This window comes from Aquibium microcysteis, assembly GCF_014495845.1.
Lineage (GTDB): Bacteria > Pseudomonadota > Alphaproteobacteria > Rhizobiales > Rhizobiaceae > Aquibium > Aquibium microcysteis.
Window position 1 is genome coordinate 5,858,095 of the sequence record NZ_CP061080.1, and the last position, 15,864, is coordinate 5,873,958.

Below are 15,864 nucleotides of genomic sequence, written 5' to 3' on the forward strand. Positions count from 1 at the left end.
TGTCCTCGTCGATGACGTCGTCTGCGACGATGATGCGCCGCGCGCCGGGGAACTGCAGGCGTGCCTCGTGCTCAGCCCGCCGTACCCCGCCTCACGCCAGCGTGCGCTCGACGATGTCGCGCAGGTCCGGCGACAGGTTTTCGGCCGTCGCGATCTTCTGCAGCGCCTCGCGGGCGAGCGCCTTGCGGCGCGGTTCCAGCGACCGCCAGGAACGCAGGCCGGTGGCGAGGCGAGCGGCGACCTGCGGGTTGCGCTGCTCGACCTCGAGCACGATGCCGGCGAAGAAGCGATAGCCTTCGCCGTCGGCGCGGTGGAAGCCGGTCTGGTTGGCGCTGGAGAAGGTGCCGATCAGCGCGCGCACGCGGTTCGGGTTGGCGATCGAGAAGCCCGGGTGGTTCGTCAGCGCCCTGACGGTCGCCAGCGCGCCGGTTCCCGGGGCAGCGGCCTGGATCTGGAACCACTTGTCCATCACCAGCGCGTCCGACCCGAACCGGGCTTCGAAATCGGCCAGCGCGGCCTTCGTTTCGGCCGCATCCGCATGACGCATGACGAGCACGGCGAGAGCGGCTGAACGGTCGGTCATGTTGCCGGCGTCGCCATACTGCGCGGCCGCGCGCCCGGGCGCGCGGGAGCCCGCCGCCAGATAGTCGAGCAGCACGTTGCGCAGCGCGCGCCGGCCGGCGCTCGCGGCGTCCGGGCTGAACCGTCCGCCGTCGGCGAGCCGGTCGTAGAGCGTGGCGAAGGCGTCGGCATTGGCCCCGGCGATCGCTTCGATTAGGCCGTTGCGGGCCGACAGGATCGCGTCGGGGTCGATGTTGGAGCCGATCTCGCGGGCGATGTCGGCCTCCGACGGCAGTGACAGCGCCAGCGCCCGGTACGCCTCCTCGAACCGGTCGTCGGCGGCGATCGTGCCGCAAAGCTCTGCGATCTCGGCCGAAAACGATGCCGCGCGCCCGTCGCGCAGTTGCTTCGACGCCTCGATGACGGCGTCCGTCATCAGACCGTTCAGCGCCTGCCAGCGCGAATAGAGGTCCCCGTCGTGGCGGGCGAGGAAGGCGCGGTCCTCGGGCCGCTCCTCGACCGACAGCGTGACCGGGGCGGAGAAGCCGCGGTTGAGCGACAGGCGCGGCCGCTCGGCGATGCCGGTGAAGCGGACGTGGTGCCTGCGCTTGCGCACGTGGAGCACGCCGTGCTCGACGGCGGCCCCCTCGACCGTCTCCCAGATCATGTCGCGCCCGTCGGGGCCGACCAGGCCGAAGGCGAGCGGGATGTGCATCAGCCGCTTGCGGCTTTCGCCGGGCGTCGGCGGCGACGACTGCTCGATGTCGAGCACGAGTTCGCCCGTCGCCGCATCGTGGCTCGCCTTGACCGAGACGTTCGGCGTGCCGGCCTGGTGGTACCAGAGCGCGAACTGCGACAGGTCGCGGCCCGAGACCTCCTCGAAGACGGCGAGGAAGTCCTCGATGGTCGCCGCGTCGCCGTCGTGGCGCTCGAAATAGAGGTCCATGCCGGCGCGGAAGGCGTCGACGCCCAGGATGGTGCGGATCATGCGCACCACCTCGGAGCCCTTCTCGTAGACGGTCGCCGTGTAGAAGTTGTTGATCTCGCGGTAGCGCCGCGGCCGCACCGGATGGGCGAGCGGACCCTGGTCCTCGGGGAACTGGTGCGCCTTCAGCGTGCGCACCTCGGCGATGCGCTTGACCGCGCGCGAGCGCTGGTCGGCCGAGAACTCGTGGTCGCGGTAGACCGTCAGGCCTTCCTTCAGGCAGAGCTGGAACCAGTCGCGGCAGGTGATGCGGTTGCCGGTCCAGTTGTGGAAATACTCGTGCGCGATGATCGCCTCGATGTTGGCGAAGTCGGCGTCGGTGGCCGTCTCCTCGTCGGCAAGCACGTACTTGTCGTTGAAGATGTTGAGGCCCTTGTTCTCCATCGCCCCCATGTTGAAGTCGGACACGGCGACGATGTTGAAGACGTCGAGGTCGTATTCGCGGCCGAACACCTCCTCGTCCCACGTCATCGACCGCTTGAGCGCGTCCATCGCATAGGCCGCACGCGGCTCCTTGCCCTTCTCGACGTAGATTCCGAGCGCCACCCGGCGGCCGGACATCGTGACGAATTCGTCCGTGACCACGCCGAGATCGCCGGCCACCAGCGCGAAGAGGTAGGAGGGCTTGGGATGGGGATCGTCCCAGACCGCGTAGTGCCGGCCGCCCGGAAGGTCACCGGCTTCCACCGGGTTGCCGTTGGAGAGCAGAAGCGGCGCGGCCGCCTTGTCGGCTTCCAGCCGGACGCGGTAGACGGACAGGACGTCGGGCCGGTCGAGAGAGTAGGTGATGCGGCGGAAGCCTTCCGCCTCGCACTGCGTCGTGTAGACGCCGCTCGACCGGTAGAGTCCCATCAGCGCCTGGTTGGCGGACGGGTCGATGCGGGTCGTCACCCTGAGCCGGAAGGATGGTCCCTTCGGAAGGGCGTGGATCGCCAGCCGGTCCGGCGTCGCCTCGTAGGCATTGGCGCCGAGCGGCTCGCCGTTGATGTCCAGCGCCAGGAGATCGAGGCCGTCGCCGTCGAGCACCAGCGGCGTTCCCTCCGGCACGCCGTCGGCACGCTCGATCAGGAGCTCCGATACGACGACGGTCCGGTCCGGGTGCAGATCGAAGGAGAGCCGCGTCTCGGGTATCCGATAGTCGGGGCGGCGGTAGTCCTCCAGCTTGAAGACCTGGCCGGTATCCGTCCGCATGGGCATCCTTTCCGCGTGCATGGCGGGCCGCGCACTGGCACAACAATTCGCCAGCGTTGCCCTTTACACAATTCCGACACTCGACAAAACTAAGGAGACCCTTATCTCCCCCATTCGTTTCCAGCTAGCACCGATCGGACGGTAACATGACGGTATTGACGCCGAAATTCGGAATGGGCGCTTCGGTCCTGCGGGTCGAAGATGCCGCCTTCATCACCGGAAGGGGCCGCTACACCGACGACATCGCGCCGGAAGCGGTGCTGCACGGCTACGTGCTGCGCTCGCCGGTGGCGAATGCCGCCTTCACGATCGCCTCCGTCGAGGCTGCGAAGGCGGCGCCCGGCGTCCACCTCGTGCTGACCGGGGCCGATGTCGCCCATCTGACCGATCTGAAGTCCGGTGCCATGCAGAAGCAGCCCGACGGCACCCGCGCGCCGACGAGAGACATCCCGATTCTGTGCCGCGACCGGGTCCACTACGTCGGCGACGCCGTGGCCTTCGTGGTGGCCGAGACCCGTGCGCTCGCGCAGGACGCCGCCGAACTGATCGAAATCGACTACCGGGACGAGGAGGCGATCGCCGAGACCGCGCGCGCGCTCGACCCCGATGCGCCGCTGGTCTGGCCGGACGCCGGCTCCAACAAGGCCTTCGTCTACGAACTCGGCGAGAGGGCCAAGGCCGACGCGGCCTTCGCGCAGGCGACGAAGGTCGCCACCGTCGCCTTCCACAACAACCGCCTCGTCTGCAACTACATGGAGCCGCGCGCCGCGATCGGCGAGTGGCGCGCCGCCGAGGACCGCTTCCGGCTGACCACCGGCTCGCAGGGTGTCCATTCCATGCAGCGCATCGTCGCGGGCGTGATGGGCGTGGAGCCCGCGAAGCTGCACGTCGTGACGCCCGACGTCGGCGGCGGCTTCGGCCCCAAGACCTTCGTCTACCGCGAATATCCGCTGGTGCTGGAAGCGGCGAAGCGCCTCGGCCGCCCGGTGAAGTGGACCGGCGACCGCACCGAGCACTTCCTGACCGACGCGCAGGGCCGCGACAACGCCGTCGAGGCCGAGATGGCCATGGACGACGAAGGCCGCTTCCTCGCGCTGCGCGTCAGGCTGATCGCCAATCTCGGCGCCTACATCTCGCAGTACGGGCCGTTCATCCCCTTCGTCGGCGCGACCATGTCGACGGGCGTCTACGACATCCAGGCGCTCGACGTGGCGATCACCGGCGTCTACACCAACACCTGCCCGGTGGACGCCTATCGCGGCGCGGGGCGGCCGGAAGCGGCCCTGCTGCTGGAGAAGCTGGTCGACGAGTGCGCGCGGGTGGTGGGCGTCGGTCCCGACGAGATCCGCCGCCGCAACTTCATCCGGCCCGAGCAGTTTCCCTACACCACCCAGACCGGCCGCATGTACGACGTCGGCGAGTTCCAGGGTCACCTCGACCTGGCGCTCGAGCGCGCCGGCTGGACCGGCTTCGAGACGCGCCGCGCGGAAGCGGCTTCGCGCGGCCGGCTGCGCGGCATCGGGCTCGCCACCTATATCGAGGCCTGCGCCTTCGCCGGCTCCGAGCCCGCCCATGTGCGGCTCGAGGGCGACGGCACGGTGACGGTGTTCATCGGCACCCAGTCGAACGGCCAGGGCCACGCCACGGCCTATGCGCAGTTCGTGGCCGAGAAACTCAATCTGGCGATCGACCGCATCCGCGTCCGCCAGGGCGATTCGGACGAACTGTCGAAGGGCGGCGGAACCGGCGGCTCGCGCTCGATTCCCCTCGGCGGCGTCTCCGCCGCCCGCGCCGGCGAGGATCTCGCCGCCAAGATCCGCAAGCTCGCAGCCGACGAACTGGAGGCATCCGCCGCCGACATCGAGCTGATCGACGGCACCGCGCGCATCGTCGGCACCGACCGCTCACTCGACTTCGCCTCCATCGCCAAGGCGGCGAAGGACCCGCAGGACCTCAAGGGCTTCGGCGAATTCGTGCAGAGCGAGGCGACCTATCCCAACGGCACCCATGTCTGCGAGGTCGAGATCGATCCGGAGACGGGCCAGACCGAGGTGGTCGGCTACACCATCGTCGACGATTTTGGCGCGACGGTGAACCCGATCCTGCTCGCCGGCCAGGTGCATGGCGGCATCGCGCAGGGCATCGGCCAGGCGCTGACCGAGAACACGGTCTACGGCGCCGACGGCCAGCTGATCTCGGCGAGCTTCATGGACTATGCCATGCCGCGCGCCGAGGATTTCCCGGAGTTCCGCTTCGAGACCCGCAACGTGCCCTCCACCACCAACGCGCTCGGCATCAAGGGCGCGGGCGAGGCGGGCACGATCGGCGGCACGCCTGCCGCGCTCAACGCGGTGACGGATGCGCTGTGGCGGGCCCACGGCATCCGCCACGTCGAGATGCCTGCCACGCCGATGCGGATCTGGCAGGCGATCCGGGACGCTGCCACGCAGTGACAGGCGGCGTATTGCCGGAGCGCCGGCCCCTCGTCGGCATCGCCCTGAAGATGTGTTCCGTCGTTGCCTTCGTGGCGATGTCGTCGCTGATCAAGGCCGCGGGCGAGGTCTTCACAGGGCAGGTCGTGTTCTTCCGCTCGCTCTTCGCCATCATCCCCGTGGTGATGGTGATGGCCTGGCGCCGCGAACTGAAGACGGCCTTCTACACCCACCGCCCGGTCGGGCACGTCCTGCGCGGGCTCGTCGGCGTGTCGTCCATGGGCCTGGGCTTCTTCGCTCTGACGCGGCTGCCGCTGCCGGAATGGGTCGCCATCAACTACGCCCAGCCGCTGATCGTGGTGGTCTTCTCGGCCATCTTCCTGGGCGAGACGGTCCGCATCTATCGCTGGACGGCCGTCGCGATCGGTTTCGTCGGCGTGGTCATCGTGTCCTGGCCGAAGCTGACCCTTCTGACCTCCGGCGCCGAGATGGGGCAGGGCGAGGCGATCGGCGTCGCCGCGGTGCTGGCGAGCGCTGCCATCTCCGCCGTCGCCATGCTGCTGGTGCGCCGGCTGGTGCTTACGGAGCAGTCGGCGACGATCGTCTTCTGGTTCTCGGCGACCTGCACGGTGGCCGGCCTCGCGACGCTGCCCTTCGGCTGGTCGCCGCTTTCATGGTCGCAGGCCGCGATCCTGATCGGCGCGGGGCTGTGCGGCGGGGTGGGACAGATCCTGATGACCGAGAGCTACCGTCACGCGGACATGTCGACCATCGCGCCCTTCGAATACACGTCGATGATCCTCGCCATCGTCATCGGCTACGTCGTCTTCGCTGAGGTTCCGACCGCCTATACGCTGGTCGGCGGAACGGTGGTGGTCTGTGCCGGGCTGTTCATCATCTGGCGCGAGCAGCGGCTGGGCCTCCAGCGGGCTCCTGCCCGCAAGGTCAGCCCGCCGCAGGGCTGACGGATCCGGCGCGCCGGCGCAGAAACGCCGCGGTCTCCTCGTCCGCGGGAAAGAAGGTCTCGACCGCCAGTTCCGACAGCGTCACGTCGAGCGGGGTACCGAAGACCGTGATCGTCGTGATGAAGGACAGCAGCTCGCCTCCGAGCCGCATGCGCAGCGGAACCGCGATGAAGCTCGGGTCGGGCTTCGAGGGCCGGCGCCGCGGCGGAACCGGATAGGCGGCGAGTTCCTCCATCAGTCTCGACAGATCTGCGTCCGCGACGGACTGGGTGATGCGCCCGAGTCGTTCCATGAGATGGTCGCGCCAGTCGGCGAGGTCGAGGATGTGCGGCGCGAGGCCTCCAGGGTGGAGCGACAGGCGCAGCACGTTGACCGGCGGTTGCAGCAGGGCGGGATCGGTCACAGCCTCCAGGAAGGGTGCGATGGCGGCATTGGCGCGCACCAGGGTCCAGGTCCGGTCGACCGCGATGGCCGGATTGGGCTCGTGCCCCTTCAGCACCCGTTCCACCGCCGCCAGGGCAGGCGCGAGCGACGCGTCTCCGATCGGCCGCTCCTGGAACCCGGGCGCGAAGCCGGCGGCAAGCAGGAGACGGTTGCGCTCGCGCAGCGGCAGATCGAGCCGCTCGGCGAGCGTCAGCACCATGTCGCGGGACGGCCGGGCGCGCCCGCTCTCGACGAAGCTGAGGTGGCGCTGGGAGATCTCGGCTTCGAGCGCCAGGTCGAGCTGGCTCATGCGGCGTCGAAGCCGCCAGTCGCGTAGGAGCGGACCGGGTCCGGCCGGGGAGGAGGACGAAAGGGTGCTCATGGGCCCACCATAATGCGCCGGCCGCGACATTCCCATTACCTGGCACGTAATCGCGCGGCGACGGCGGGGCGGGCATGGTCCGAAAGGCCTGGGCGGCGCCGAATGCACGGCAGCCACGAGCCCGCGCCCACCTCCAAGGAGACCCGCGATGACCCTGATCATGACCCCCTCCCTGCGCAATGCGCTCTATCTGGATGCCGCAGGCAGCACGCCCATCGGCCTTGCCTTCGCGGTCGCGCCGGGCACCTTCGCCGGTCTCTTCGCGCTGCCGCAGCCTTTGCTCATCGCCGTCGCCGTGTTCATCGTCGGCTGGGTCGCCTTGCTGGTCGCCGCCGCGCGCCGTCCAGCGATCCCGCGCTCGTTCGGGTGGACCTTCGTGGTCGGCAACGTCGTCTGGATGGCCGCGAGCTTCGCGCTCCTCCTCTCCGGCCTCGTCCAGCCCAACCTGTTCGGCACGCTCTTCGTGATCGCCCAGGCGCTTGCCGTGGGGCTGTTCGCGCTGCTGCAATGGCTCGCGATCAGGGCGCCGTCGGCCGTGGCCGCGCGCTGAGCCCCGTCGGCCCCGGCCGCACACGGATCGTTGACTTCCGCCCTCCACCGCACGCATTCTCGACCGCCGTCCGGGAGGCGGCGGTGCGGGGGCGGACATGAACGAGACGAAGACGGCCCCCCTGGTTCCCGCGCAGACCAACACCGCGCTGTACCTGCAACTGCACGTGGCCGGCCACCCGACCAGCGACCTGCTGCGGGTCCAGGCAGCCTACCGGCTCGCCGCGCGCCTGTTCAATGGTCGTTACCGCAAGACCGAACGCGCCTTCCTTTGTCATGCGGTGGGCGCGGCGTCATCGGTCGCCCATTTCGAACGCGACGTCGACTTCATCATCGCCGCGATGCTGCACGCGGCCTACGATAGCGGCCAGTTTCCGGACGGGCGGTTCGGCAAGGCCAGCCCGGGGCATCGGGCGCTGGTCCGTTCGGTCGTCGGCGAACGGGCGGAAGACCTGATCTTCCGCTATCCCGATTTCGACTTCGACACCGGCCAGCCCGAACGCCTCGCGGCGGCCGGCCTGCCGACGGGAGTCGACGACGTGCTCTTCCTGGCGCTGGCACACGAGATCGACGACCTCGCCGATGCCGGCCTCGCGATCGCTCCCAAGCATGGCGCCTCGATCGCGGCCCGCCTGGCCGCCTGTGCCGCCCTGGCCCGCCATATCGGCCGTGAACCCCTCGCCCTGGCGCTCGAAGCGCAGGCGTCGCTCTATGCCGACACGCGGTGGCTGGAAGCGCTCCGGTCTCCGCGGACCCGCGGCTTCCGGATCGCCCCCAATCTCGGCGCCTATGCGCGGCTGCGTCGGGCGCGCCGCCACGACGGCGCGGTCGAACTGTACTGAACCGGGACGTCCCGTTCCGCCCGCGAGTTGCTGCAGGTTCGACCGGGACGCCACGCTGGCGTCGCAGCGAGGTCCGTTGCGCTTCCGCGCACCTCGGGCGATACAGGGCGGCGCTGGCGTGGAAAGTACGGCATGGACGAAACGGAAACTCGCTCGGCGGAGGAAGGACGGCTCTACCCGACCGGGCCGCGCCCCGTTCCGCAGGCCGACATCAGCATCGTCGTGGAGATGGAGAATGCACGCCTCATTTCCAGGGACGAGTTCGGCGAGACGATCGCGACCCTCCGGCGCGAGATCGCCGCGTGGCGCGACGGCCGGTCGGGCTCGCGCACGGCGCAGGTGATCTTCGTACAGGATGGCGGACGCGAGGAAGCGGAGACCCTGGGCCGGATGCTGCAGGACCTGGCACCGGACCTCGCCGCATCGGCGCAATCCGAGATCGTCTCCCTGGCCGGTGGACGTTACTACGAACTCAAGAACGCGGCGGTTCCCCGGGCGCGCGGCGAAATCGTGCTGTTCCTCGATGCCGATTCCGTGCCGCAGCCCGGCTGGCTCGCGAAGATGCTGGCGCCCTTCGACGATCCGGCGGTGAGCATCGTCAACGGCTTCACGGCACTCGAGCACGACGATTTCCTGTCGCGCTGCTATGCGTTGTTCTGGATCTTTCCGCTCGCCCGCGGCGACGAACGCTTCGCCGCCAAGCGGTCGCTCAACGTCAACAACAGCGCCTTTCGCCGGTCCTGGATCGCTGCCCATCCGTTTCCGGAGAACAACGGTTTCAAGGTTTCCTGCAGCATCCTGTGGCATGAGGTCATGCGCCGCGGCGTCGTCACCCGTCGGGTCGACGCGCTCGCCCTGCACAAGCCGCCGCGCGGGCTGCGCTTCCTCGTCTGGCGCGCAATGGTGGCGGGCCGAGACAACGACCGCCGTTTCGCCGTCCTGAAGTCGCCGCGCCGTGCCCGACGGCTCGGCCACGCGTTCCGGCGCTTCTGGACGAGCGAATGGCGCTCGCTGTGCCGCGTCTTCGGCAAGGGCCGCCACGTCGGCATGCCATTCCGGGAACGTCCTGCAGCGTTCCTGGTGGCTTCCGCATTTCACGGTCTCGCCTTTCTGGGCCAGACGGCCATGGCGGCAGGGCTTGTGGCCGATCGCGTGGAGCGTGTTCCAGATCACGTGACCAGAAGCTGAACGCGATGGCGCAGCCGCCGCGCATCGCCGTGATCACGCCCACCCGCAACCGCCGGGATACGGTGCTGCGTGCGATCGACAGCGTGCGCGCGCAGTCGCTGTCCGACTGGGAGCACCTCGTCGTGGACGACGGCTCGACGGATGGTACGCGCGAAGCGCTCGCCGGGCGCGCCGACGACCGGCTGCGCGTGCTGTCGCTGCCGGAGTGGCGCGGTGCGAACGCCGCCCGCAATGCCGGCATCGCGGCTTCGCGGGCGCCCCTCGTGACCTTCCTGGATTCCGACGACGTGTTCCTGCCGGCGCGGCTCGAGCGGACCGTCGCACTGTTCGATCGGGATCCGGGGCTCGCCGTGACCATCAGTTCGTTCGATCACGAGAAGAACGGGTCGGTGCGCCGTATCTCCAACCGCCCCGCCCGCCTCGATCCCAGCGGTCTCGAACAGGCGATCGTCGCCGACACCGTCTCGATCGCCGGTACGGCGATAACGGTGCGGCGGGCCGCGCTGGAGCAGGCCGGACTGTTCGACGAAACGCTGATGCGCCTGCAGGATCGCGACCTGCTGCTGCGCCTGTCGCGCCGGCATGGTGCGCTGGTGCTTCCCGAGGTGGACTGGGTCAAGCACACGAGCGCGGATTCCATCTCGCTGCCGCATGGCGGCTATGTCGAGGCTTTCGCCGCGCTGGTCGCGCGACACCCGTGCTATCGCGAGCGCTACGCTACGCTCGCCGCCTACATGGTGTCGCGGCGTCTTGTGTCGCGGATCGTGCAGGGCGAGATCGGCGGCGCCTGGCGCGACTACCGCATCAACCGAGCCAGCCCCTCGCTGGGTCATTCCGCCTGGCGGTTGATGGCCGCCTACGGCCCCGGCCGCCGCGAGCGTCGGCGGCTCCGCAAACTGCTGAGCGACGGCTGACGGGGCGGTTCAGACGAGCGACCGCAGCCTCGCCTTGATCTCCAGGAAATCGCGCCAGGCCAGCTTCTTGTGCGCCGGGTTGCGCAGCAGATAGGCCGGATGCAGCGTCGGCATCGCGGGGATCGTCAGGCCGGAGGCGGTCGTGTGGGTCTTCCAGGTGCCGCGCAGCCGCAGCACGCCCTCGCTGGCGTGCAGCAGCACCTTGGCCGACGGCCCGCCCAGCGTCACCAGCACCTTCGGATTGGCCAGCTCCACCTGACGCTCGATGAAGGGGCGGCAGATTTCGGTCTCGATCGGCGTCGGGGTGCGGTTGCCGGGCGGACGCCAGGGGATGACGTTGGCGATGTAGGCACGCGAACGGTCGAGGCCGATGGCGGCCAGCATCCGGTCGAGCAGACGGCCCGACCGGCCCACGAAGGGCAGTCCCTCGAGATCCTCTTCCCGGCCGGGCGCCTCCCCGACGAACATGATGTCCGCCTGCGGATTGCCGTCGGCAAAGACCAGGGTCTTTGCGGTTGACTTCAGGTTGCAGCCGTCGAAGTCGGCAAGCAGCGCGCGCAGCTCCTCCATCGAGGAGGCCGAGCGCGCCAGTTCGCGCGCCCGCGCTGCCTGCGCCTCGTCCGGCACGGCGGCGGCCGGCTCCGGCCGCGCCGGCGGCGGCAGCGCGCGCGATCCGCGCGCAGGCGGCGCGGAAGGGGACGGCACGCCAGCCGTCTCGCCAACGCGGGGCGAGGGGCCATCCGGCCGCAGCGCGCCGCCCGACGCGCCGGCATTGCGCCGGAGCGGCGCGCTCTCGGCGAAGCGGTCGACGGGCGAATCCTCCAGCGCCTCGTCCACGCCCGCATCGGCGTAGAAGAGCAGCAGTTCCCTGAGATCGGGCCGGCCGGAGTCCATCCGCGGGTTCTAGACGGTTTTGGCCGGCGAAGGAAATGGCGATCCCTTTCGTTCCGCCCTCACGACGCCGGGATGCGCGGGTCCTGAACCAGATAGAACTCGGCGACCGGCGTGAAGTCGGAGATCAGGAACTCGAACCTGCCTCGCCTGCCAGGATCGATGAAGCCGTCCTCGAAGCGCAGGCGGTCGTGCGGTTCGTAGGCGCGGTCGAAGCGGCCGAAGGCGTCGGACAGGATGCCGTCGCCGTCGCGGCGGTTCTGATCGAAGGAGAGTCCGTCGCCATAAACGCTTGGCTGCCCGAGCGTCTCCTGCAGTTCGAATTCGAACTGCGTCCAGGCCAGCCCGCTGCCGTTGACCGCCACCACTTCCAGCCGGAGGAAGCCGTTGGCGACGCCTTCCTCATGCGCGAAGGCCCGGACCGGACCGACGGCCCGGATGACGAGCGTGACCGGGCTCGCGGATGCGAATTCCTGCACGAGCACGATCGGATCGGCCTTCGTGCCGCGGCCCGAGACCGACAGGATGCGGAAGCCGCCGCGTTCGTCCGAGAAGGCGTAGGCGCCGGCGCGCCACGGGCCGCCCGCTGTCCCTGACGAAGCCTTGCCGTCGATGCCCGGCGGCGCTTCCTCGCCGGCGCGTCCGGCCGGCGGACCTGCGCCGAAGACCAGCATGGCGGCGAGTGTCCAGACCGCAAGACAGCGCCGTCGGAACCGCATCGCCTCCATCCTCCTTTTCGCCAGTATGAAGCAGGCGCCGAAACAGGCAACCGGCGATTCCGGGGATCGGCGCGCAACGGAATGTCGCGTTGACGTTTACGTCAAAGTAATTAACTTCGACCGGACGGCGGACGGTCAGCCGGGTGAATTTGACGCGGTCGGCGGCTGTGCTATCGCAATTCGAACCCGATGCGCTAAGACCGATCGACACGAACGCCATCCGGCGACGGCCGGAAAGCAGGAGGATGACGATGAGCGAAGTTGAACGCGAGAGCATGGAATTCGACGTGGTGATCGTCGGCGCGGGGCCGGCGGGTCTCGCCGCTGCGATCCGCCTGAAACAGGTGAATCCGGAGCTCTCCGTCGTCGTGCTCGAGAAGGGCGCCGAAGTGGGCGCGCATATCCTGTCGGGTGCGGTGGTCGATCCGGTCGGCATCGACAGGCTCCTGCCGGAGTGGCGTTCCGAGACGGACCATCCGTTCAGGACGCCGGTCACCGACGACCATTTCCTGGTGCTCGGACCGGCGGGATCGCTTCGCGTGCCGAACATGCTGATGCCGCCGCTGATGAACAATCACGGCAACTACATCGTCTCGCTCGGCAATGTCTGCCGCTGGCTGGCGGGTCACGCCGAGGCGCTGGGCGTCGAGATCTATCCGGGTTTCGCCGCCGTCGAGGTGCTCTACGACGAGAAGGGCGCCGTGAAGGGCGTCGCCACCGGCGACATGGGCATCGAGCGCGACGGCTCGAAGGGTCCGAACTATGCGCCCGGGATGGAACTGCACGGCAAGTACACGCTGATCGGCGAGGGCGTGCGCGGCTCGCTCGCCAAGCAGCTGATCGCGAAGTTCGGCCTGTCGGAGGGGCGCGAACCGCAGAAGTTCGGCATCGGGCTCAAGGAACTCTGGCAGGTCGCGCCCGAGAAGCACAAGCCCGGCCTCGTCCAGCATTCCTTCGGCTGGCCGCTCGACAACGCCACCGGCGGCGGATCCTTCCTGTACCATCTGGAGGACAACCAGGTGGCGGTCGGCTTCGTCGTCCACCTGAACTACAAGAACCCGTTCGTCTCGCCCTTCGAGGAGTTCCAGCGCTTCAAGACCCATCCGGCGATCCGCGACACCTTCGAAGGCGGCAAGCGGCTTTCCTACGGCGCTCGCGCCATCACCGAGGGCGGCTTCCAGTCGGTGCCGAAGCTCACCTTCCCGGGCGGCGCGCTGATCGGCTGCTCGGCCGGCTTCGTCAACGTGCCGCGCATCAAGGGGTCGCACAACGCCGTGCTGTCGGGCATGATGGCGGCCGAACACGTCGCCGAGGCGCTCGCAGCCGGCCGCGGGTCCGACGAGATCGCCGGCTATGAAGCCGCCTGGCGCGATTCCGCGATCGGCAAGGACCTGAAGGCGGTGCGCAACGTCAAGCCGCTCTGGTCGAAGCTCGGCCTGTGGCTCGGCGTCGGGCTGGGCGGGCTCGACATGTGGACGAACACGCTCTTCGGCTTCTCCTTCTTCGGCACCATGAAGCACGGCAAGCCCGACTACGCGGCGCTGGAGCCGGCCGACCGGCACAAGCGCATCGACTACCCCAGGCCCGACGGCGTGCTGACCTTCGACCGGCTGTCCTCGGTGTTCCTGTCCAACACCAACCACGAGGAGGACCAGCCGATCCACCTCAGGGTCAAGGACCCGGAACTGCAGAAGTCGTCCGAATACGGCGTCTTCTCCGGTCCCTCCACCCGCTACTGCCCGGCCGGCGTCTACGAATGGGTCGACGCCGACGGCAACGCGCTCGCGGGCGGTCCGGGCGCCGCAGCCAAGGGCGGCGAGGTTTCCCACCGCAATCCGGAGGCCCGCTTCGTCATCAACGCGCAGAACTGCGTCCACTGCAAGACCTGCGACATCAAGGATCCCAACCAGAACATCAACTGGGTGCCGCCGCAGGGCGGCGAGGGGCCGGTCTATCCGAACATGTAGCGGGAACGGCCACCACCGTCCCGTTCTGGAGACTTCCCGGCCGGCGCGTGGAAGCACGCGCCGGCTTTGTTCTGTCGTTGACTTCCCCTAAAAGTTGTGAAAATTAAATGGTATCCACTAAAAATTGCGAGTCCTTGCGATGCCGCAGAAAATGGTCGAGAAGATCGAGGAGATCGCGGAAGGGTCGGACGACGGTCTCTGCGACGTGATCTTCCACCTGAAGTCGCAGGACCTTACGTTGACACATGTCGTCAACGCCGGTGGCGTCGCCTTCCGCAACCGTTCTCTCGTCACCAGCGCAACGGAACTCCTGCCTCCGTCGCTCGAGGTCCTGAGGGAGCGCCAGCCCCGGACGATCCGGCGCAAGACCGACCGTGACGCCGAAGAACCGAGCTTCGCCTCGACCATTGCGCGGGCCCCTATTTCCGCGTCCCCGCTCGAGGAGACGATCGCGCGCAACTACGATCGGCTGGCGACCGCGATTGCGAGCGCGGCGCTGCGTCCGTCGGTTGAACGCGTCAAGGACAGGACCAAAGACCGCTTCCGCCAGTACCGTCCCGCGGTGCTGTGGAGTTCGGAGTCGCTGCGTGTCGCGCTGCGGCGGGACGACCTCCTCGACCTGCGCCAGAGGACGGACTTCCTGGCATCGCTCAACGACGTCTACCCGAACCAGCAGGTCGGGGTTCCGCGGTACTTCTCGCCGGCGCGGTCCAGCGCCAAGGTGCAGGGGGAACTCTCCCGGGTCGCGTGGGGCGTCGAGCGGGTCGGCGCGCCTGCGGCCTGGGGCGCCTTCGGCCATCGCGGCGCAGGTGTGCGGGTCGCGGTGCTCGACACGGGGGTCGACGCGTCCCATCCGGACCTCAAGGGGAAGATCAAGGGCTGGGCCGAGTTCGACGGCAGCGGCGCCCAGCTGCCGCGGTCGAGGCCGCACGACACGGACCGGCACGGGACCCATGTCTGCGGCACCATCGCCGGCGGCGGTCACAGCGGCCAGTTCGTCGGCGTGGCACCGGAGGCGGAGATCTATGCCGGTCTCGTCCTCAACGGGCGCAAGGGCGGGACCGTCGCCCAGATCCTCGCCGGTCTCGACTGGGCGATCGAGCAGCGCGTCCACGTCATCAACCTGTCGCTGGGCGGCCGCACGCTCGAGCGGGTGGTGCGCTCGCCGTTCCATCGGTCGCTGTTCCACGCGGCCAGCATCGGCATCTCCGTCGTCGCGGCCGCCGGGAACGACGGCAGCCAGACGTCCGGCACCCCGGGAAACGATTTCTTCGCTCTGGCGGTCGGCGCCGTCGACGTGAAGGATCGCTGCGCGGGCTTCAGCGGCGGCGGCACGCATCTCATCACCGAAAGCGAACATATCGGGCCGAAACTGCTGCCGCTCGCCTACTCCAAGCCCGACCTGTGCGCTCCCGGCGTCGACATTCGGTCGACCGTGCCAAAGGAGGCCTGGGGCTTCCTGAGCGGAACATCGATGGCCACGCCGCACGTGGCCGGCGCGGTGGCGCTGCTGCGATCGGCCTGTCAAGGCTTCTCCGATCTGCCGGGCTTCCGCCAGTCGAGCGTCATCCAGGACATCATCCTGGCAACGACCTTCGATCTCGGCGAGCGCGGCCTCGATCACCGCTTCGGTTTCGGTCGTGTCGATGCGCTGAGGGCCATCGACGCGGCAAGCGGCTGGGTTACTGATACGTCCGAGTACCGTGATCGGCGGAACCGGTCTCCGGTGGCGCCGCCGTCGGCACGCGGTCGTCTGGGCCGCCTGCCGGGGATTGGTCCGGCCGATCCGGGTGCGTGAACGTTTCGTCAAGGTGGTTTGTCCATCATGAGTGGCGTTCGATGGAACCGGGACAAC

Annotated in this window: 12 protein-coding genes; 8 read left to right on the forward strand and 4 right to left on the reverse strand. The window is 68.9% G+C overall.

The genetic code is table 11. The annotated features are described in order from the left end of the window. Positions 1-91: 91 nt before the first annotated feature. Entirely contained in the window at positions 92-2,737 is a 2,646-nt protein-coding gene (pepN, locus tag IAI54_RS27600; protein ID WP_187970223.1) for an aminopeptidase N, read from the reverse strand. A 146-nt stretch (positions 2,738-2,883) separates the two neighbouring features. Between pepN and IAI54_RS27605 the strand changes: the two genes are divergently transcribed. Then, the gene (locus IAI54_RS27605; RefSeq protein WP_187970224.1) at positions 2,884-5,190 is read left to right on the forward strand and encodes a xanthine dehydrogenase family protein molybdopterin-binding subunit; all 2,307 of its coding nucleotides are present in this window, start codon (positions 2,884-2,886) and stop codon (positions 5,188-5,190) included. A 50-nt stretch (positions 5,191-5,240) separates the two neighbouring features. Next, positions 5,241-6,134, forward strand: coding sequence for a DMT family transporter (locus IAI54_RS27610; RefSeq protein ID WP_187970225.1), 894 nt, complete (start codon positions 5,241-5,243; stop codon positions 6,132-6,134). On the opposite strand, the gene IAI54_RS27615 is transcribed toward IAI54_RS27610, so the two are convergent. Then, the gene (locus tag IAI54_RS27615; RefSeq protein ID WP_187970226.1) at positions 6,115-6,939 is read right to left on the reverse strand and encodes a helix-turn-helix transcriptional regulator; all 825 of its coding nucleotides are present in this window, start codon (positions 6,937-6,939) and stop codon (positions 6,115-6,117) included. The two genes, IAI54_RS27610 and IAI54_RS27615, sit on opposite strands and share 20 nt — an antisense overlap. 148 nt (positions 6,940-7,087) lie before the next feature. On the opposite strand from IAI54_RS27615, the gene IAI54_RS27620 reads away from it, so the two are divergent. The 4 genes from IAI54_RS27620 to IAI54_RS27635 all read left to right on the forward strand — a co-directional run bounded on the left by IAI54_RS27620 (position 7,088) and on the right by IAI54_RS27635 (position 10,432). After that, entirely contained in the window at positions 7,088-7,489 is a 402-nt protein-coding gene (locus IAI54_RS27620) for a hypothetical protein (RefSeq protein WP_187970227.1), read from the forward strand. A 97-nt stretch (positions 7,490-7,586) separates the two neighbouring features. Continuing rightward, entirely contained in the window at positions 7,587-8,330 is a 744-nt protein-coding gene (locus IAI54_RS27625) for a DUF6817 domain-containing protein (protein WP_187970228.1), read from the forward strand. A 132-nt stretch (positions 8,331-8,462) separates the two neighbouring features. Further along, a complete protein-coding gene (locus tag IAI54_RS27630) occupies positions 8,463-9,518 on the forward strand; it encodes a glycosyltransferase family 2 protein (RefSeq protein ID WP_187970229.1) in 1,056 nt (351 codons plus the stop codon). Positions 9,519-9,523: 5 nt separating this feature from the next. After that, positions 9,524-10,432 (forward strand): glycosyltransferase family 2 protein, encoded by a 909-nt coding sequence (locus IAI54_RS27635; protein ID WP_187970230.1) that lies wholly within the window; start codon positions 9,524-9,526, stop codon positions 10,430-10,432. Positions 10,433-10,441: 9 nt separating this feature from the next. Here the strand turns inward: IAI54_RS27635 and IAI54_RS27640 are convergent, their stop codons facing one another. Both IAI54_RS27640 and IAI54_RS27645 read right to left on the reverse strand, forming a co-directional pair. Next, the gene (locus IAI54_RS27640) at positions 10,442-11,326 is read right to left on the reverse strand and encodes a uracil-DNA glycosylase (protein WP_187970231.1); all 885 of its coding nucleotides are present in this window, start codon (positions 11,324-11,326) and stop codon (positions 10,442-10,444) included. 59 nt (positions 11,327-11,385) lie between these two features. Further along, complete coding sequence (locus IAI54_RS27645) at positions 11,386-12,042, reverse strand: hypothetical protein (RefSeq protein ID WP_235679187.1); 657 nt, start codon at positions 12,040-12,042, stop codon at positions 11,386-11,388. Between the two features lie 251 nt (positions 12,043-12,293). On the opposite strand from IAI54_RS27645, the gene IAI54_RS27650 reads away from it, so the two are divergent. Next, positions 12,294-14,009 carry an electron transfer flavoprotein-ubiquinone oxidoreductase gene (locus IAI54_RS27650; protein ID WP_187970232.1) on the forward strand — a complete coding sequence of 572 codons (1,716 nt, stop codon included), beginning with the start codon at positions 12,294-12,296 and terminating at the stop codon, positions 14,007-14,009. Between the two features lie 139 nt (positions 14,010-14,148). Next, on the forward strand, positions 14,149-15,807 hold the full coding sequence (locus IAI54_RS27655; RefSeq protein WP_187970233.1) for a S8 family peptidase: 1,659 nt from the start codon (positions 14,149-14,151) through the stop codon (positions 15,805-15,807). Positions 15,808-15,864: the final 57 nt, after the last annotated feature.